This window comes from Polaromonas sp. P5_D5, assembly GCF_054049435.1.
The window spans coordinates 1,131,143-1,149,358 of sequence record NZ_JBFUMJ010000001.1 but is presented as its reverse complement, the minus strand read 5'-3'; the positions used below and the strand labels follow the sequence as shown (position 1 = coordinate 1,149,358).

Annotated in this window: 17 protein-coding genes; 6 read left to right on the top strand and 11 right to left on the bottom strand. The window is 62.8% G+C overall.

What is annotated here, in order from left to right; translation table 11 throughout:
• Window positions 1-14: 14 nt before the first annotated feature.
• From ACXJKE_RS05610 to ACXJKE_RS05575, 8 genes are all read right to left on the bottom strand, one after another.
• Window positions 15-920, bottom strand: a complete 906-nt coding sequence (locus ACXJKE_RS05610; RefSeq protein WP_457279560.1) for a DMT family transporter — start codon at window positions 918-920, stop codon at window positions 15-17.
• On the bottom strand, window positions 920-1,780 hold the full coding sequence (locus tag ACXJKE_RS05605) for a 3',5'-nucleoside bisphosphate phosphatase (protein WP_457279559.1): 861 nt from the start codon (window positions 1,778-1,780) through the stop codon (window positions 920-922). Before ACXJKE_RS05605 ends, ACXJKE_RS05610 begins: the two co-directional genes overlap by 1 nt.
• A gap of 267 nt (window positions 1,781-2,047) precedes the next feature.
• Entirely contained in the window at window positions 2,048-2,800 is a 753-nt protein-coding gene (locus ACXJKE_RS05600) for an aspartate/glutamate racemase family protein (RefSeq protein WP_457279558.1), read from the bottom strand.
• Between the two features lie 270 nt (window positions 2,801-3,070).
• Complete coding sequence (locus tag ACXJKE_RS05595) at window positions 3,071-3,784, bottom strand: GntR family transcriptional regulator (protein WP_457279557.1); 714 nt, start codon at window positions 3,782-3,784, stop codon at window positions 3,071-3,073.
• Window positions 3,781-4,662 (bottom strand): ABC transporter permease, encoded by an 882-nt coding sequence (locus ACXJKE_RS05590; protein WP_457279556.1) that lies wholly within the window; start codon window positions 4,660-4,662, stop codon window positions 3,781-3,783. Before ACXJKE_RS05590 ends, ACXJKE_RS05595 begins: the two co-directional genes overlap by 4 nt.
• Window positions 4,662-5,576: an ABC transporter permease gene (locus ACXJKE_RS05585; protein WP_457279555.1), complete on the bottom strand. Its 915-nt coding sequence runs from the start codon at window positions 5,574-5,576 to the stop codon at window positions 4,662-4,664. Before ACXJKE_RS05585 ends, ACXJKE_RS05590 begins: the two co-directional genes overlap by 1 nt.
• Window positions 5,577-5,732: 156 nt before the next feature.
• Window positions 5,733-7,028, bottom strand: a complete 1,296-nt coding sequence (locus ACXJKE_RS05580; protein ID WP_457279554.1) for an ABC transporter substrate-binding protein — start codon at window positions 7,026-7,028, stop codon at window positions 5,733-5,735.
• Between the two features lie 82 nt (window positions 7,029-7,110).
• Window positions 7,111-8,178 (bottom strand): ABC transporter ATP-binding protein, encoded by a 1,068-nt coding sequence (locus ACXJKE_RS05575; protein ID WP_457279553.1) that lies wholly within the window; start codon window positions 8,176-8,178, stop codon window positions 7,111-7,113.
• Window positions 8,179-8,452: 274 nt separating this feature from the next.
• Between ACXJKE_RS05575 and ACXJKE_RS05570 the strand changes: the two genes are divergently transcribed.
• Window positions 8,453-9,121: a glutathione S-transferase gene (locus tag ACXJKE_RS05570; protein ID WP_457279806.1), complete on the top strand. Its 669-nt coding sequence runs from the start codon at window positions 8,453-8,455 to the stop codon at window positions 9,119-9,121.
• Between the two features lie 54 nt (window positions 9,122-9,175).
• Here the strand turns inward: ACXJKE_RS05570 and ACXJKE_RS05565 are convergent, their stop codons facing one another.
• From ACXJKE_RS05565 to ACXJKE_RS05555, 3 genes are all read right to left on the bottom strand, one after another.
• Window positions 9,176-9,757 carry a DUF2325 domain-containing protein gene (locus tag ACXJKE_RS05565; RefSeq protein ID WP_457279805.1) on the bottom strand — a complete coding sequence of 194 codons (582 nt, stop codon included), beginning with the start codon at window positions 9,755-9,757 and terminating at the stop codon, window positions 9,176-9,178.
• Between the two features lie 433 nt (window positions 9,758-10,190).
• Complete coding sequence (recJ, locus tag ACXJKE_RS05560; protein ID WP_457279552.1) at window positions 10,191-11,915, bottom strand: single-stranded-DNA-specific exonuclease RecJ; 1,725 nt, start codon at window positions 11,913-11,915, stop codon at window positions 10,191-10,193.
• Between the two features lie 18 nt (window positions 11,916-11,933).
• On the bottom strand, window positions 11,934-12,950 hold the full coding sequence (locus tag ACXJKE_RS05555) for a hypothetical protein (protein WP_457279551.1): 1,017 nt from the start codon (window positions 12,948-12,950) through the stop codon (window positions 11,934-11,936).
• Window positions 12,951-13,078: 128 nt separating this feature from the next.
• Between ACXJKE_RS05555 and ACXJKE_RS05550 the strand changes: the two genes are divergently transcribed.
• The 5 genes from ACXJKE_RS05550 to ACXJKE_RS05530 all read left to right on the top strand — a co-directional run bounded on the left by ACXJKE_RS05550 (window position 13,079) and on the right by ACXJKE_RS05530 (window position 18,207).
• Window positions 13,079-14,332 carry a lipoprotein-releasing ABC transporter permease subunit gene (locus ACXJKE_RS05550; RefSeq protein ID WP_457279550.1) on the top strand — a complete coding sequence of 418 codons (1,254 nt, stop codon included), beginning with the start codon at window positions 13,079-13,081 and terminating at the stop codon, window positions 14,330-14,332.
• 109 nt (window positions 14,333-14,441) lie between these two features.
• Window positions 14,442-15,116 carry a lipoprotein-releasing ABC transporter ATP-binding protein LolD gene (gene lolD, locus ACXJKE_RS05545; protein WP_457279804.1) on the top strand — a complete coding sequence of 225 codons (675 nt, stop codon included), beginning with the start codon at window positions 14,442-14,444 and terminating at the stop codon, window positions 15,114-15,116.
• A 1,374-nt stretch (window positions 15,117-16,490) separates the two neighbouring features.
• The gene (locus tag ACXJKE_RS05540; protein WP_457279549.1) at window positions 16,491-16,766 is read left to right on the top strand and encodes a DnaJ domain-containing protein; all 276 of its coding nucleotides are present in this window, start codon (window positions 16,491-16,493) and stop codon (window positions 16,764-16,766) included.
• Window positions 16,767-16,811: 45 nt separating this feature from the next.
• Complete coding sequence (locus ACXJKE_RS05535; RefSeq protein WP_457279548.1) at window positions 16,812-17,405, top strand: hypothetical protein; 594 nt, start codon at window positions 16,812-16,814, stop codon at window positions 17,403-17,405.
• Window positions 17,406-17,439: 34 nt separating this feature from the next.
• Window positions 17,440-18,207: a hypothetical protein gene (locus ACXJKE_RS05530; RefSeq protein WP_457279547.1), complete on the top strand. Its 768-nt coding sequence runs from the start codon at window positions 17,440-17,442 to the stop codon at window positions 18,205-18,207.
• The last annotated feature ends 9 nt before the right edge of the window (window positions 18,208-18,216 follow it).

Below are 18,216 nucleotides of genomic sequence, written 5' to 3'. Positions count from 1 at the left end.
CGCCGGCTTGGGGTTCAGGATTCGGTGGGTTCAATGATGATGCGGCTCTCGCGTACCGCAAGCCAGGCGCCAGTGGCTCCGCACACGGTAATCATGGCAATGCCGAGCAGCGACCACTGATCCGGAACATGGGAAAAGATCAGCCATCCGCCCAGCATGGCAAAACCGATTTGGGCGTAAAGGAACGGCGTCAGGGTTGATGCAGTGGTGCGCGCATAGGCAAGAATCATCATGAAGTGCCCGACGGCTCCGAGGAAACCCATCAGGCACAGGCAGGCCCAAAGCACCCAGGAATCCAGCGAAGTCCAGACAAAGGGAAGGGCCAGCGAGGCGATGAGCGTGCCCACCCAGCCGGTGTAGAAGTGCATGGTCGCCGGGTCTTCGGTACGGGCCAGGCGGCTGGTCAAAATCTGGAACCAGGCATTGGACACCACCAGGCTCAGCGGTAGCAGCAGCGTCCAGTCAAAGCCGGAGCTTCCCGGCCGGATGATGATCAGCGCACCGGCAAAGCCTCCCAGGACCAGCCCCCAGCGCAACGCCGGTACGCGCTCACCCAGCTGTAGCGATGCCAGCAGGGTGATGACCAGCGGCGTGATCATGATGATGGCCGTGAACTCGCCCACGGGCATGTATTTGAGGCTGAAAAACGCCAACCCGCTGCTGGTCAGCAGCAGTACGCCGCGTAAAAGCTGGAACCTGGGATGCGCCGTTCGAAACAGCGTTCGCCCGCGCGCTGGAAGCATCACCACGGTCGTGGCCACGGCCTGGAACGCATAGCGAAACCACAGCGCCATCAGGATGGGCACGCTCAGCGATATCCGTTTGGTGGTGGTGTCCAGCGCGGCGAAGCAGGCCATGGCGGCTACCAGAAGCGCAATGCCGGTCAGGGCAGGAGAGGTTTTTCTCGCGGGGCCGGCCATCACTGGATGCGGTCCACCAGCAGCTCCCACACCGGTGTCAGTTCGCCAGGCAGGAATGGCAGGGTACCCAGGTCGGTGTGGCTTTCGTCGGGGCTGTGGAAGTCGCTGCCGCGCGAAGCGGCCAGGCCGAACTCTTTCGCCGTTTCGGCGTATTTGAGGTATTCCTGCGGCGTGTGGCTGCCGGTGACAACCTCCACGCCACGCCCGCCATGGGACTTGAACTCGGTGAACAAGGCGTATTCCTCGTTGGGGGTGAACTTGTAGCGGCCCGGGTGCGCAATCACGGCAATGCCCTTGGCCTCGGTGATCCAGGTGACGGCGTCGCGCAGGTTGGCCCAGCGGTGGGGCACATAGCCGGGCTTGCCTTCGGTCAGGTATTTGCGAAAGACCTCAGGTGTTTCGCGGCACACGCCGGATTCCACCAGGAAGCGGGCAAAGTGTGTGCGTGAAATGAGCTCGGGGTTGCCGACAAACTTCAATGCACCTTCGTAAGCACCCATGATGCCGACCTTGGCCAGCGAGTCCGACATCTCCATGGCTCGCTGTTCACGGCCGCCGCGCGTATTGCGCAGGCCTTGTTGCATCGCAGGGTCGTTGGCGTCGAAGCCCAGGCCAACAATGTGGACCGTTTGCCCCGCGAAGGTCACGGACACCTCGGTGCCCGTGAGGTAGTGCATGCCCTGCGCTTTGGCAGCGGCGGCGGCACGGTGCTGGCCGCCTATTTCGTCGTGGTCTGTCAGGGCCCAGAGTTCGACCCCGTTGGCCTTGGCCCGTTCAGCCAGTGCCTCCGGTGTCAGCGTGCCGTCTGACACCACAGAGTGGCAGTGCAGGTCGGCATTCAGGATGTTTTTGGGAGTCACTGAGCCATTTTAGGCTTTGCGGGGTATTGGTGCAGGCCGGGTGCAATCTCCCTGACCCCAGAAGGCTCGCTTTGCGCGTGCGCGCGATGCCCTTGCACTGAAGGCGGTTTTGAGATGTTTCAGGCCGCCAGACCAATATAGGCAAGCGCGATCAGCTATAAATTTAATAGCGTTCCCTGCCTCGCCTGATATGCGCCACTACGCTTGAAATGACCGGTTGCTATGAAATATATAGCTGCTTGCGCTCGTTCCTGTTGGGCTACAGCCTTAAAGCCCCAAAGCAGTGAGCTCCGGCGAGAGTTTCTCCCATGGCACGTCGAAGCCCGGCTGGCTGCGCTGCGGTGGCGGTGCATGGCTGCGCAGGGCCCAGTGGGCGCCGGCCAGCACGCTGTCGATCAGCGGCACGCTCACCCCGGGTTGCAGGGTCGCGGCCATGCCTGCCAGGCCTGCACCACCGAGAATGACGGCCTGCGCGCCCAGCTGGCGCACCGCGTCGCGGCAGGCCTGGGCGAGCAGGGTGCGCGCGGCGGCAGGGTCGGCCGCAAGCTGTGCACCGGTCGGCGCAACGGTGTGGATGCCGGCCAGCGAAGGCGCATGGCCCAGCGCCTGGGCCAGCCGCTGCAGCATCGGCCCCCAGCGCTCGCCCCCGGTGACGATGGCAAAGCGTCCGTGGCGCGCCGCCTCGATAAACGCCGCCTCGGCCAGGCCGGTGACCGGCACCGGGCTGCTTTCGCGCAACGCCAGCAGGCCTGGGTCGCCAAAGCAGCCGATGAGCACCGCGTCAGGTGTTTCTGGTGCGCCACCCGTTTCACCTGTGCCGGCCAGCGCAGCGGCCCAGGCGTCCAGCGTGGCGTGAGAGGCGACGGCGTAACTGGCTTCATCCGAGATATAGGGCGCGCCGAAGCGCGCGGTGACGGTGCGCACCTGCACGTGCAGCCCGGCGGCGGCTTGTACGTGGGTCTGCAGCAAGGCGCTGACCGAAGTCGACGTGTTTGGATTAATGACCAATAGCTTACGCATGGTTAAGAATTCACCCCTGTCCAGGCTCACTGCGTGTAGCCTGTTCCCCCCTCAAGGGGGCGGTGAAATAGGTACACCCCTGTCCAAGCTCACTTCGTGTAGCTTGTTCCCCCCTCAAGGGGGCGGCGCCTGCGGTCTGGCGAAGCCAGTCCCGCGGCCCCTGCTGGTAGTCCCCGCTGAACCGGCTTTGCCGGGCCGCAAGCGGGCGGCCCCAATACGAGAGGAAAGGGGCAGCGCGCCGCAGGCTCGAAGTGAAAAGCGTGGGGGCCATCAACTAAACAGCGTGGACAGGTCGGGCGCATCATCCGCCGGCGGCGTGAACTGCAGCTGCGACTCCAGCCGCGTCAGGTGTTCGCGCATGTGGCGCGCGGCTTCCTGGACGTCGCGCAGGCGAATCGCGTCAAGCAGCTTGCGGTGCTCGCGGCAGCCGCAGGCGGCGGCTTCGTCGCGGCTGTCCTTGTGCGACGTGCTGTAGGTCATCAGGATGAGCGACGTGCGCGAGGTCAGCTCGCGCAGGATGCGGCCCAGCGTCTGGTGGCCCGCGCGTTCGGCGATCTGCAGGTGAAAGTCGCCCGACAGGCGGATCGCGCGGTGCATGTCGCCGGCCAGGCGCGCGGCTTCCTCGTCGTCGATGCAGCGTTTGAGCTGTTGCATGTCGGCCTCGCTCGCCTTGGCAATGAAGAGCTCCACCAGCGTGGGTTCAATCAGCCGGCGCACCTCGAAGACTTCGCGCGCCTCCTGCTCGGTGGGCTGGGCCACGGTGGCGCCGCGGTTGGGGATGAGGGTAACGACCTGTTCATTGGCCAGGCGCACCAGCACCGGGCGTATGCGCGTGCGCGACACGCCGAAGGCACCGGCCAGCTTGTCTTCGACCAGCTTGGTGCCCGGCGGCAGGCGGTGGTCCAGGATGGCCGAGATCACGCGCTCATACATTTCGCTGTCGGTCAGGGGGGTTGCCTGGGTTACGGGCGTTGCCTCGCTCATCGGGTGCCTTTCTTTTGCCGGCGGCCCAGCCACCAGGCCAGGCCCAGGGCCAGCGCCATGACCAGCAACGACACCACAGTGGTGACGGTACCCAGAGCATAAATGGACGGCGTGGTGACGGTGGTGGTCAGCCCCTGCAGCTCCAGCGGCAGGGTGTTCACGTCGCCGATAGCCTGCGAGGTGCGGGCGATTTCGTCCCAGCTCAGGGTAAAACCAAACATGCCGATGCCCACCACCGACGGTGCGATCAGCGGCAGCACCACATGCCGGAAACCCTGCCACGGCGTGGCGCCCAGGTCGCGCGCGGCTTCTTCATAAGCCGGGTTGAAGCGGTTGAAAATCGCAAACATGATCAAGAGGCCAAAGGGCAGTGTCCAGGTCAGGTGCGCACCCAGCGCCGAGGTGAACAAGCCCAGCGACGTGCCGTAGCTTTCCAGTGCATCGGCCATGCCGAAAGCCTCCAGCGCTTTCTTGACGCCGGTGTCGAGCAGGCGAAACTCCAGCCCAATGCCCAGCGACACGATGATGGACGGCATGATCAGGCTGGCCACCACCACAAAAAACAGCGTGTTGCCGCCCGCGAGCTTCTTGCGAAACGCCAGGCCGGCCAGCACCGACAGCACCACCGTGAAAGCCATCACGGCCAGGCCCAGGCCCAGCGAGCGCTTGAGCGCCGCGCCAATGTCCACCACGCCCAGCCCTTCGGCCAGCTTGTAAAACCAGTGCAGTGACACGCCCCGCAGCGGAAACGTCAGTCCCCCTTCAGGCCCCTGAAAACTCAGCACCACGATGACAAACATCGGGCCATACAGGAACAGCACAAACAGCGCAAAGAATGCGGCCAGGAACCAGAAGCCGGCGGTGCGTTTGTCGTTCATCACAGTTCCTTTCTGATGTCGACGAGGCGGGTCAACGCCCAGATGATCATCAGCACAATAGCCAGCAGGATCACCGCATTGGCCGCCGCCAGCGGAAACTGCAGGTAAGAAGTCTGCACCTGGATGATCTTGCCGATGGAGGCGATCTGCTGGCCGCCCATGACGCCGATGGTCACGAAGTCGCCCATCACGATGGTGATGACAAAAATCGAGCCGATGATGATGCCCGTGCGCGACAGCGGCACGATGACGTTCCACAGCGTTTGCCAGGCCGAGGCGCCGCTGTCGTTGGCCGCTTCGATCAGGCTGCGGTCAATGCGCATCATCGAATTGAAAATCGGCACGATCATGAACATGGTGTAGAGGTGCACAAACGCCAGCACCACCGAAAAATCCGAAAACAGCAACCACTCGACAGGCTGGTTCACGATGCCCAGGCCCGTCAGGCTCTGGTTCACCAGGCCATTGCGGCCCAGCAGCGGCACCCACGAGATCATGCGGATCACATTGGACGTCCAGAACGGGATCGTGCACAGCACAAACAACAGCGTCTGCACGCTTTGCGAGCGCACAAAAAAAGCCAGAAAGTACGACACCGAAAACCCGGTCACCAGCGTGATCAACCAGACCAGGAAACTGAACTTGAAGGTCGACAAATAGGTTTTGAAAGTGACGCACAGCTCCGAGGTGTTGCCGCAACCTTCAAAGATGGCGAAGTAATTCTTCAGCGTAAAGCCCGGCAGCAACTCATACTCATTGAAGTCCCAAAAGCTGACCATCAACACCAGCGCCAGCGGAACCAGAAAGAACACCACAAACACCGCCGTCAACGGCGTAGCCTGCCACCAGGCCGCAAGGCTGCGCCCCGGCGCCTTGACCGGAGCGGAATGCGCAGCAACAGCAGGAGCACTCATAAACATCCAAAAGTAAAAAAATGAGCTACCAAGGGCAAGCGAAGCGAAGCCCGTTCCAGGACACCGCGGAACCGGCTTTGCCGGGCCGCAAGTGTCGTCCCCTGCAAGGGGAGAGGACGCTACACGAAGTGAGCGTCAACAGGGGTGTGCCAATTTTTAGGCAGCGACGAACTCATTCCACTTCTGCACCATGTAATTGTTCTCGTCCATGACCGCATTCCAGCAGGCGATGCCGCCCATGCGCGCTTCATAACTGCCGCCGTCGCGCACCGCGCCGGTTTTGGCCAGTACATCGCCATTCGGGCTCTTGATGTCCTGCGAGGCCGGCTTGCCTTCCATCCAGTAGGCCCACTCGTAGGCTTCCATCTTGGCCTTGGCGGTTTCCAGCACGGCGCTGTAATAGCCCTGGCGGTTCAGATACGCGCCGGCCCAGCCGTCGAGGAACCAGTTGATGAACTCATAGGCACCGTCCAGCTTCTTGCCCGACAGCGTGGCGGGCAGGCCGAAGCCGGCGGCCCAAGCGCGGTAGCCTTCTTTGAGCGGCTGGAAGTTGCAGGCGATGCCCTTGGTGCGCACGGCCGTCACGGCGGGGCTCCACATCGACTGGATCACTACTTCGCCCGAGGCCATCAGGTTGACGGACTCATTGAAGTCTTTCCACAGCGCGCGGAACTGCCCGGCCTTCTTGGCTTCGATCAGGGTGGCGATCGTGAGGTCGATCTCCTTCTTGGTCATGTTGCCCTTGTCCGGGTACTTGTAGATGCCCTTGGCTTCCACCACCATGGCGGCGTCCATGATGCCGATCGACGGAATGTTCAGGATGGCCGCCTTGCCCTTGAACTCGGGGTTCAGCAGCTCAGCCCAGGAGCTGATGGGGCGCTTGATCAAATCGGGGCGAATGCCCAGCGTGTCGGCGTTGTACACCGTGGGAATGAGCGACATGAACTGCGTCGGGCTCTTGGCGAATACCTTGCTTTTTTCGCCTTCCAGGTAAATCACCTTCTTGGGCGCGGTGCCCTGGTCGCCCACGGCCTTGCCGGCCACGGTGCCGGTGGTGAACAGCGTGGTGATCTTGTCGGCGTTCTTGATGCGCTTGGTGTCAATGCCCTTCAAGTTGCCGGTGGGCACGATCTTTTTCAGCGAGAAGTACTCGGTGTCAATCAGGTCAAAGCTGTTGGGTGCGGTCACGGCGCGCTTGGTCACGTCGTCAGTGGTCACGGCCACGTACTGAATCGTGATGCCCGTGTCGGCCTTGAACTTCTCGGCAATGGCCTTGTCCTGGTTCACCGCAGTGCCCAGGTAGCGCAGCACGATTTTTTCCTGCGCGTGCACGGCCGGGAACAGGCCTGTGGCCAGAATGCCGGCTGTGCCCTTGAGCAAAGCGCGGCGCGGCACGCCGCCCACGGTGGTGTCGGTGGCGGTGTCTTTTTGATCAGGAAGAGCGTCGGACATGGTGAAAACTCCTGGTGGCTTGGGTGGAAATCTTCTTGCGAAGGGACGGTTGAAAAATCTGTATTTCTGTGAGCCGTACGGATCAGGCACTAATGACGGCAGGAGGGGCGGCCTGCAGCGTGTGCGCCGCCTCGGGCGCCCATGACAGTTGCACGCTGTCACCCGGCGCATAGGGCCGGGCCGCAAACGCCGCCTCCGGCACCATCACCGACAACTCGGCCGTGCTGTGGGCCGTCGGTGAAACGCCCGGGTTTTGCAGGCCCAGCAATACATAGGGCCCCTGGTATTCGACGTCGGTCACCACGGCGCGGCGGTTGTGCGGCGCGTCGGGCGCGGCCTGGCCGGCCGGGGTGATCTGCATGTGGTCGGTGCGCACGCCGATCTTGCCGGCGGGGGTGTCCAGCACGTTGTGCCCGCCCATGAAGCGCGCCACAAACTCACTCGCGGGGCGGTTGTAGATTTCATGCGGCGAGCCCACCTGCTCAATCAACCCGTGGTTCATCACGACCATGGTGTCGGCCAATGCCATGGCTTCTTCCTGCGAATGCGTGACATGGATAAAGGTGAGCCCCAGCTCTTTTTGCCAGCGCCGCAGCTCGGCGCGCATCTGGATGCGCAGAAAAGGGTCCAGCGCCGACAGCGGCTCATCGAGCAGCAGCACACGCGGCTGCGTGATCAACGCGCGCGCCAGCGCCACGCGCTGTTGCTGCCCGCCGGAAAGCTCGGCCGGCTTGCGCTCGGCCAGGTGACCCATCGCCACCCGCTCCAGCAAGTCTTTGGCCTGCTGGCGGCGCGCCGCCTTGTCCACGCCTTTCATCTTCAGGCTGAAGGCCACGTTATCGAGTGCCGAGAGATGCGGAAACAGCGCAAAGCTCTGGAACATCATGGCCGTGCCGCGGCCGGCGGCGGGCAGGTCGGTGATGTTGCGGTTTTCCAGCAGGATGTCGCCGCTGGTAACGGATTCGTGGCCCGCCATCATGCGCAGCGTCGTGCTTTTGCCGCAGCCCGAAGGCCCGAGCAGGCAGCAGTAGCTGCCGCTGGCAATGCGCAGGTTGATGCCGTCAACCGCCGGCTTGTCTTGCTGTGCGTACCGTTTGGTCAGCGCAATGGCTTCAATGGCGGCAGGGGGCGGGCTGGCAAGAGCGTTCATGCCAAGCTTCTGTGCAAGGCTTGTGCCAGCTTTGTATGCGATTTATATAAAGATTGTGTACAAAATGCATGGTTCTGGTGCCGAAGAAGCCGTGCCTGCCTGCCATGCTGGTGCATGCTGTAACCAGAAGTTCCTGAAACTTCCGCTGTCAGGTTTGGGTGTGCCCACCCTGGGGTGCCACCTGCCCTTTTCAGGTTTTCTTCCTGTCACCGCCGGAGCTTGAAGCCAGCAATCCATGGCCTACCATCAGCGCTTCCGTTTTATGGAGCCGCCCTTGATCACCCTGCACCACCTCAACAATTCCCGCTCGCAACGCATCCTCTGGCTGATGGAAGAGATGGGCCTGCCCTATGAAATCCAGCGCTACCAGCGCGACCCCAAAACCATGCTGGCGCCGCCTTCACTGCGCGCGGTGCACCCGCTGGGAAAATCGCCGGTGATCACCGATGGTGAGTTCACGCTGGCCGAGTCGGGCGCCATCATTGAATACCTGGTGGCGCGCTACGGCGCCGGCCGCCTGGCGCCCGAGGCCGGCACGCCTGCGCACCTGCGCTACACCTACTGGCTGCATTACGCCGAAGGCTCGGCCATGCCGCCGCTGCTCCTCAAGCTGGTGTTCGACAAGGTAGAGAACTCGCCCATGCCGTTTTTCGTCAAGCCGATTGCCCGCGCCATCGCCGGCAAGGTCAAGACGACGTTTATCGAGCCGCAACTGCGGCAGCACCTGGACTTCCTCGAAATGTCGTTGGGCCAGAGCGACTGGTTTGCCGGCGCCGAGTTCAGCGGCGCAGACATCCAGATGAGCTTTCCGCTGGAGGCGGCTGCCGCGCGCGGCGGGCTTAACGAGAGCCGGCCCAGGCTGATGGATTTCCTGGCACGCATCCACGCCAGGCCCGCCTACCAGCGTGCGATTGCGCGTGGCGGTGAGTTTGCGTTGCAGTGACATCGGCAGAACTTGCTGAGGTGCTATTAAATCAATAGCTGCTCGCGCAAACTCTTAAAGGGCTGGAGCCGTTTTTGACTTGATATTCTGGGTTTCTGGAGTGATTGGCAGGCCAGGCGCCTGCCGGCTGCGCACAAACTGCATGGCCTGCGGCTGGCCCACCAGCACACACTGCTTGCCGGTGCGCCGGCAGTGGTCCTGCACGCGCCAGTAGGCGTCGTGGCTCACGCAGCCGGTCTGGCAGATCACCAGGTCGGCGGCGACCAGGCTGGCCTCCAGTGCGGCTGCGTCCTGCAGGTCGTCACCCGCATGGTGCAAAAAGTGCCCGCCAGCCATTTCAACAACACGCCGGGCTGCGGTGGTGCCGGCGCCTTGCTCGCCCACGCACAGCACCGACTTTTCATGCAGGGCGGCTGTGGCTTGCGAAGCTGATAAAGCCGCCGCCAGCGTGGCCGGGGCCGCCGTGTTCTTTTGCCGGCCCAGGCGTTCCCGCACCAAACCCTGCAAATCATGGACACGGCCCATCAGCCACTCCACCCGGCGCGCCAGCGTCAGCCGTTTGGGCAGGCCGGGGATGGCCGCCTCCACGGCCTGCCGGTCTTCACGCTCCCAGGCCAGCGCCGTCTCCCGCACCATCGCCGCCGCACGCAGGCGCACCGCCTGGGATTGCAGGCGCGAGATTTCCGCGGCCTGCACGGCAATCACCGTGCTGCAGCGCTTCTGGATCTCGCCGTACTGGGCGAGCAGGGCGCGGTGTTCCCGGTCAAGGCCGGGCAGAGAGGTACAGGGTCCTTGCATGTCGGGGCTCCATAAGATGAAGGCGCCCTCGTCAACAAACGAACGATATGCAATCGAAGAGGCAAACGAAGCATCAGCCGATAAAAGGGCAAAACCCATCTTAAATGAGAATTACTCTCAATTGGAGTAAAGGCTTATGCCTTTTTGGGTAAACAGATGAAACCCTTGAAGTATCCCTGTTTGCTATCAATTCAGGAGCTGCTTGCGCACACCCTTATTGGCCAAAACCCCGATTCGCTTAAGAAACCCAGGGCTTTGAGGTAGCGGGCCGTCAGAGCTCAGCCGCTTCCACCAGAAACCGCACCCGCTTCACGCCCTGCCATTCGTCCGCATCCAGCCGGAAGGCCAGCTTCACCCGCGCGGGCAGCGATTCGGTGTGGCCAAACCAGATGCCGTCGACCGGCTGGCCCTGGTGCTTGAGCTTGAGCGCCAGGTGTTTCTCACCCACCAGCCGCTGCGACACGACTTCCACCACTTCGCTGAAGGTGGGGGCTGCAAACCCCTGGCCCCAGACTTCCTTGTGCAGCGTGTCGACCACGTCGGTGCGGCGGTATTCGGCCGGCAGCGGGCCGTCGGTGTCCATGCGGCGCGTCAGCGTGGCGGCGTCCAGCCATTCGTGCGCCACCTGCTGCAACGCGCTTTCAAACACTTCAAAGTGCTCTTCGGCAATGGTGCAGCCGGCCGCCATGGCGTGGCCGCCAAAGCGCAGCAGCACGCCGGGGTGGCGCTTGGCCACCAAATCGAGCGCGTCGCGCAGGTGAAAGCCGGGAATCGAGCGGCCCGAGCCCTTGAGCTCGTGCTCTTTGCCGTCGGCCTGGCTGGCGGCAAACACGAACGTCGGGCGGTGCAACTTGTCTTTGACGCGTGAGGCCACGATACCGACCACGCCTTCATGGAACTCAGGGTCGAAGATGGCAATCGCCGGCGGCGGCTCCTCATCTTCGTCAATCATCGCGTCGGCCGCCAGTTGCGCCTGCTCGCGCATGCCGGCCTCAATGTCGCGGCGTTCGCGGTTGATGCCGTCCAGCATTTGCGCCAGCTCATCGCCGCGCGCCGGGTCGTCGGTCAGCAGGCATTCAATGCCCAGCGTCATGTCGCTGAGCCGGCCTGCCGCATTGATGCGCGGGCCCAGCGCAAACGCAAAGTCAAAGGTGGTGGCGACCGGCGCCTGCCGGCCCGCCGCCTTGAACAAGCTGGCCAGGCCTGCAGGCAGATGGCCCGTGCGTATGCGCTTGAGGCCCTGCGCCACCAGCCGGCGGTTGTTGGCGTCCAGTTTTACCACGTCGGCTACGGTGCCGAGCGCCACCAGGGGCAGCAGCGTATCAAGCTTGGGTTGTGTGGCTGCATTAAAGGCACCACGTTCGCGCAACTCGGCCCGCAGCGCCAGCAGCACATAAAACATCACGCCCACACCGGCAATCGATTTGCTTTCAAACGTGCAGGCAGGCTGGTTCGGGTTGACGATCACGTCGGCCTCGGGCAGCACCACTTCACCGTCTTTCAGCGCGGGCAGGTGGTGGTCAGTCACCAGCACCTGCATGCCCAGGGCGCGGGCACGCGCCACGCCGTCGATGCTGGCGATGCCGTTGTCTACCGTCACGAGCACATCGGCGCCACCGGCCTTCACCCGCTCTGCAATGGGCGGCGTGAGGCCGTAGCCGTCGGTCACGCGGTCGGGCACCAGGTAGCTGACGTGCTGCGCACCCAGCAGCTTCAGGCCCCGCAGCGCCACGGCGCAGGCGGTGGCGCCATCACAGTCGTAGTCAGCCACCACGCAGATCTTTTTGCCTGCCGCCATCGCGTCGGCCAGCAGCCGCGCGGCCTCAGCGGCGCCGTGCAGCGACGCGGGCGGCAACAGCCGGGCCAGGCCGTCGTCCAGCTCGTCTGCCGCATTCACGCCGCGCGCGGCGTACAGCTGCGCCAGCAGCGGGTGAATGCCGGCCTGCTGCAGCGCCCAGACGCTGCGCGGGGGCACGTCGCGTACCTGTATTTTCATGTGTGTTTACTATCTTTTTTATAGCTGGTCGCGAAAGTACCATAAGGGCTGCGGCATCAAAAGGTTCGAAATTTTGGCCAACAGGCCGGCCTGGTGCGTTTCAAACGTCTGCCAGCCGCGCTCGCCACACAGCGTCAGCCGCACGGCCTCGCCTGCGCGTTGGCGGGCCAGCAGCTGCGCCATCTCGCCGGCATCCAGTGCGGCCCAGGCTTGGGCATAGGCCTGCCAGTCGTCGGCAAAAACGGCTTGCGCCAGGCTGCGCGGCACGGTCGGCGCCTGGCTGGCAGGTTCATACCCAGCGGGCAGGGCGCCGCTGCCGCTCAGCCAGAAGGAGTTGACCGGCAACTGCCGCCGCGCCGCGCGCTCGTCGTTCAGCGCATGGGTGTAGAGCAGCATCTGCATTTCGTTTTGCAGCAGCTTCATCTTGCGGGCCGTGCTGCCCTTGGCCTCGGTTTTTCCGCCGGGCAACCACGGGTCGACATTGCGGCCCATCACGCGGTCGAGTGAAGCGGTGGGCAACGTGCGAAACAGCTCGCCTTCGGCCAGCCAGCGCGCCGGTCCCAGTGCGGGCACATGGTGCAAGGTGATGCCGTCGGTTTCAAAGTAAGGCTGCATGGCCGCCAGCAAGGTGCGGGATTCGGCTTCGGTCAGGCCCAGCGCAGCAGGGTCCGTCAACGTGGCATGTTCGCGGCCCATGGCCCAATGGCAGGGGGTTACCCAGGCGCAGGCCTTGTCGGTGCCGGCTTGCAGATGCTGCGCCGCATCCTGCGCGGCCCACGGAATCAGCCCGTCAGGCGTATCCGCGGCGGCAATCCCCAGCGTCAGGCCCAAGGCTCGCTCGTGCGGCGGCGACAGCGTGTGTGCATCTGCCGTATCAGTGTGTACTGACTTCATGCCCTTGAGCAGCTGCTTGAGGTTGCGCGTGCTGTCGGCCGGCAGCGCTTTCATCGTGGGCAGCCAGGCCTGTGCACTGCAGGCCGCAAAGGGAAGCAGCAGGTGCGGCCCTGCAAAAGGAGTGGGGGAATTGGCTGACATGGGGCTATTGTCCGGGATGCCACAATTGGCGTTCAAATTTGGGCGCTCAATTTGGGCGCTTAAATCGCACCCTATAAGAATCCGTTCGAGCTGGCCACCAGTGGCCCGCAACGACTACCAGGTTGAGTATGCAAATTCCTTATGAGCTGATAGTGGGCTGGCGCTACACCCGCGCCGGCCGCGCCACCCGGCGCAACGGCTTTATCTCTTTTATTTCAGGCGTGTCCATGCTGGGCATTGCGCTTGGTGTGGCCGCGCTCATCATCGTGCTCAGCGTGATGAACGGCTTCCAGAAGGAAGTGCGCGACCGCATGCTGGGCGTGATCTCCCACATCGAGGTGTTCGCCCCCAACGGCGCTGCCCTGCCAAACCCGCAAAAAACACTGGCTGAAATCAAGGCCAACCCGCAAGTGACCGGCGCCGCCACCTTCATCGCGGCGCAAGCCCTGCTGGCGCGCGGTGAAGACATGAAGGGCACCGTCGTGCGCGGCATTGATCCGGCGCTCGAAGGCCAGGTCACCGACCTCGCCGTAACGTCCGGCCCCACGCTGGCCAAGCTGGTGCCCGGCGCATTCGGCGTGGTGCTGGGCGGCGAGCTGGCCCGCGCCATGGGCGTGCGTGAGGGCGACAGCGTCACGCTGATCGCGCCCAGCGGCCAGGTCACCCCGGCAGGCGTGGTGCCGCGCCTAAAGCAAATGACGGTGGTCGGCACCTTTGACTCCGGCCATTTTGAGTACGACTCGGCCCTGGTCATGATGCACCAGGACGACGCCGCGCGGATTTTCCGCCTCGAAGGCCCCACCGGCATCCGCATCAAGCTGAAAGACCTGCACCAGGCGCGTGAAGTTGCGTTTGAGCTGTCACGAAGCCTGAGCGGCGATTTGCTGATTCGCGACTGGACGCGCCAGAACAAGACCTGGTTTGCCGCCGTGCAACTTGAAAAACGCATGATGTTCATCATCCTCACACTCATCGTGGCGGTCGCGGCCTTCAACCTCGTCAGTACGCTGGTGATGACGGTGACCGACAAGCGCGCCGACATCGCCATCTTGCGCACGCTGGGCTCCAGCCCCAAAAGCATCATGAAAATCTTTATGGTGCAGGGTGCGCTCGTCGGTGTCATCGGCACGCTATCGGGCCTGCTGCTGGGCCTGGGCATCGCCTTCAACATCGACGTCATCGTGCCGGCCATCGAGCGCGCGCTCAACGCCAGCTTTTTGCCCAAAGACATCTACCTCATCAGCCGCATGCCGAGTGAACCGCAATACGCCGACATCATGCCGATCGTCGTCATCTCCCTGGTGCTGTCTTTCCTGGCCACCATCTACCCCAGCTGGCGCGCCAGCCGCGTGAACCCCGCGGAGGCACTGCGTTATGAGTGAAAAAATGACCCCCACGCTTGTCGCTTCGCGTACTACGCTGCCCCCCGAGGGGGCCGCTGCGCCTGCGGTCTGGCAAAGCCAGTCCCGCGGCCCCGGCTTGAATGAGGAGATCGTGCTGAAAGCCAGCGGCCTCACCAAACGCTTCCACGAAGGCCTGATCGATTTAACGGTGCTGCACGGCGTTGATCTGCAAGTGCATGCGGGTGAAACGCTCGCCATCGTCGGCGCATCAGGCTCCGGCAAAAGCACGCTGCTGCACCTGATGGGCGGCCTCGACGCTCCCACCAGCGGCCAGGTCGAATTGAAGGGCCAGACGCTCTCGGCCCTCTCGCCCCAGCAGCAAGGCGACCTGCGCAACAAGCATCTGGGTTTTGTCTACCAGTTCCACCACTTGCTGCCCGAATTCAGCGCGCTCGATAACGTTGCGATGCCGCTGTGGATTCGACGCGAATCTCCCGTGGAATGCGCACGCGTCGCGACAAAAATGCTGGCGGCTGTGGGCCTGCAAGACCGCATCCACCACCGCCCCGCAGAGCTTTCAGGCGGTGAGCGCCAGCGTGTGGCGATTGCACGCGCGCTGGTCACGCAACCGGCATGCGTGCTGGCTGATGAGCCGACGGGTAATCTGGATCGATCAACCGCCGACGGTGTGTTTGAACTGATGCTGCAACTCGCTCGTGACTTCGGAACAGCCTTTGTGCTGGTCACGCATGATGAGACGCTGGCCTCGCGTTGCGGGCGGCGTTTTAGATTGGTGTCGGGGCGGTTGTCGGAGTGGGGTTGAGCGGTAGCGTCGATAAGTGACGTGCTTGTCGAGGGTGGTTTTCTATATCGTTCTCAACGTGAGATAACGCAAAAGTGAGCGGACGCCGTAGGCGGTCCGTCCGACTGGTATGTTAGACACACTCGGCCTCTGGTTCATTTAGAGCCCACCGCTCCAGCGACCATGACCAGTACACCCCCAATGATGAAGGTACAAAGCAGCAGGACGACGGCCAACGCTCTGCCATGACGCCAAAGCTGCACCAATGCAGCTGCCAATAGGTATATGACGCCAAGAGCAGTCCAAGCCGACCGCACCAGAGAAACTCCAATAATGACGAGCACGACGATCAAAACGAATCGAGAAATGCCCACCAGCGTTGGACCATCCGCGTTGCCGCCCTCGCGCACATGCCAAAAGGGTGCTCCGCATGCCGGACAAAAGGACCAGCGTTGCACAACGCTGACTTCGCTGGCGCAGTTTGGACAGAGAGGCATCTGGTGCCTAACGTTGGAGACCACCGGCGCACAACACACGCGGCGAAGCCGCAGCTCTATGTTGTGTGTCCGCGTGGGTTGACATGTTAGAGCTCAAGCGCACAGCGTGCTCAATCAATGAGATTCGGAAGTGACATACCGCACTACTCGGTACAGACGAAGCGCAGAGTAGACCCAGACAGCCGTCCAGCAAAGCTGCACAAGGATCGCCAATGGCAGAGTGAGGGCACCAAGCTCCGCTCTCAGTTCTGAAGCGATATACAGGTACGGCAGCATCCCAGCCCAGCCGACCAGAGCAAAAACTTCCGAACCCGAAGTTCCATGAGGATTCCAGAGAAAAGCCAAAGCTAGAAAGAGTGGCACCCCCAGTAGCGGCGTAAGAATCAGCGTGAGTTTCAAATCGCGATGCATCTCTTGAGCTCTAACGTAATGTATGCCGCAAGGTCTGCGGTATAACATCGCGCCTGCGGTATAAACTGGCCACTGAAAAACCCGCCAAGTGCTTGTTATTAAAAGACTTATTGCCCATTTTGAGTTTCACTCAGGTCGATAAAAAAGGTACTAAACCCCGCAAGCCAATTCTAGGAGGACAGCGTGTTGATCGCCTCCTCAATATGGACGAACACAGACCAAATCGCCAATTCCGTTGTGTTTGCCCATCGTTAGCTGTAACCCGGCCCGGCTGCACCCTTGGGTGCCAGTCGCTGCGCTTGGGGTCACGCGGTTGCGAGCGCCAGGGACGAAACAAGGCCATTTCCCACCCACCGACCTGCATGGCGCCAGAAGGGCATAATCCTTGATCCCTCCGCCGCCCGCGCAGGCGCATCCCCTCACTTCGTGAGTCTTTCAACATGCCGTGCAGCTCCCTGCCTGCGGTCCAGGACACAGCCACTTTTGCATGACTGATCACTACACCGCCCTCGGGCTGGACAGCGCCGCAACGCTGGCCGATGTCAAAAAAGCCTTTCGCCAGAAGGCCTCCTTCTGGCACCCGGACAAAAATGCCAGCCCCGAGGCGCCTGAGCGTTTCAGGGCGGTACAGCAGGCCTATGAGGTGCTGGCGGATGCGGACAAGCGCCAGGCCTATGACGACAACCGCCGCCGCAACCTGCTCGACAGCCCGATAGACACGGCGCGTGCCATTTGGGCCGACTATTTCAACCCGCTACTGTGACCCTTGCTGACCCAAAGAAGAACACCCCATGAAAAACCCGGCAGCATGAGCGTCTCCCCCTATTTCCTCGACCTGCGTTCGGCCTACCAGTCCGAGATGGATGACCTGCGATTCGACTCCGAGGGGCGCGACGTGTTGCGCCAGCGTCTGGCCGGCAAACGCCAGGAGATGGCCTTTCTGGTGCAGATGATGGACACCAGCCCAGAGATGGTGGCGGTGGTGTTTCACCAGGGTTTCGATTTCACGGGAAAAACCGTGATGGAACACCTGCTCAGCCACGATGTTGATGCCGATTGCTTTCCGGCCTGGGGTAGCCTGGCGGATGGCTTTGTGCTGGCGCCCTGGGCCCAGGACCTGGCGCACATCGTCCTGCAGGCGCCCGGCGGGGAGAAATTCCTGACGCTGACGGCGGGGCTGGAATACATGGCCGGCCTGCCGGTGGCCGCGTCCATCGTGAGCGCCGAAGCAGATGGTGACGGCGACGACGGCGATGACGACGAAGACAGTGATGAGAACGGCGACGGCGCCCTGGTGATGTTTGAGGGCGATGACGATCGTGAGCAAAGCGCCGATGCCCGGGCACGCCACGAGGCAGGTTCCGACTGGCTGGTCCAGCAGGGCTTTGACGCCAAAGACTGACGCAAGCAAGCATGACCTGGAAGGTAAAAACCTGATGACGAACCATCTCGCCCTGATCGAAAAAACCCAAAGCCTGATTGCAGCCGGCGACATCGTCGGCGCCGAGGCTGCGCTGGTCGGGCTGGCCGACGACGAAGGTGATGCTGCGCTGATGGTGGTGCTGGAGCAGTTGCCGCCCAAGGACGTCCTGGCAGTCATTCGCGAGTACGACAACTCCCGCGAGTCGGTGGTCAGCCTGCTGGTCACGCCCGCGCAGTTTGCCCGCGCCGTGGTGATTGAAAAGCTCTACAAGGACCTGACCCGCACGCACCTGCGCGGCATGGTCAATGCGGTGATCTTCCGGGAAGACGCGGACCCGCTGGAATTTCTCAACGCTATCGGCGACCTGGACGGTGGCAGCGAAGCCCTCGCCGATTATTTTTCAGACCAGTGGAGCCGTGTCGAGGGCTTTGCGCGCAGCGGCAGCTTTGAGCTGGCCGACGAGTACGGCAAGATGTTGTCCCAGTCCGCGCTGCTGGCCTCGGCCTACGAGAGACCGCGTGTCCAGCTCGATGAGATCGCCGACAACGACTGGATGCAGCTCGCCTGGCTGCTGCGTTACGAACTGCCTGACCTGTTCATTGAAATGCTGATGGTGCTGCGCGCCAAAGGCAGTGCGCACAAGGCGATAACTTCCGAAGGCGATGAGGAAGACGAGAACGAGGACGATGCACAGAACGACGGCAAGGTTGAGACCGGCGACACCGATCGCGGCAAGGCCACACCGACGGCGCGCGAGTCCGACGAGGAATCGGCGATCTGAACTTGCAAA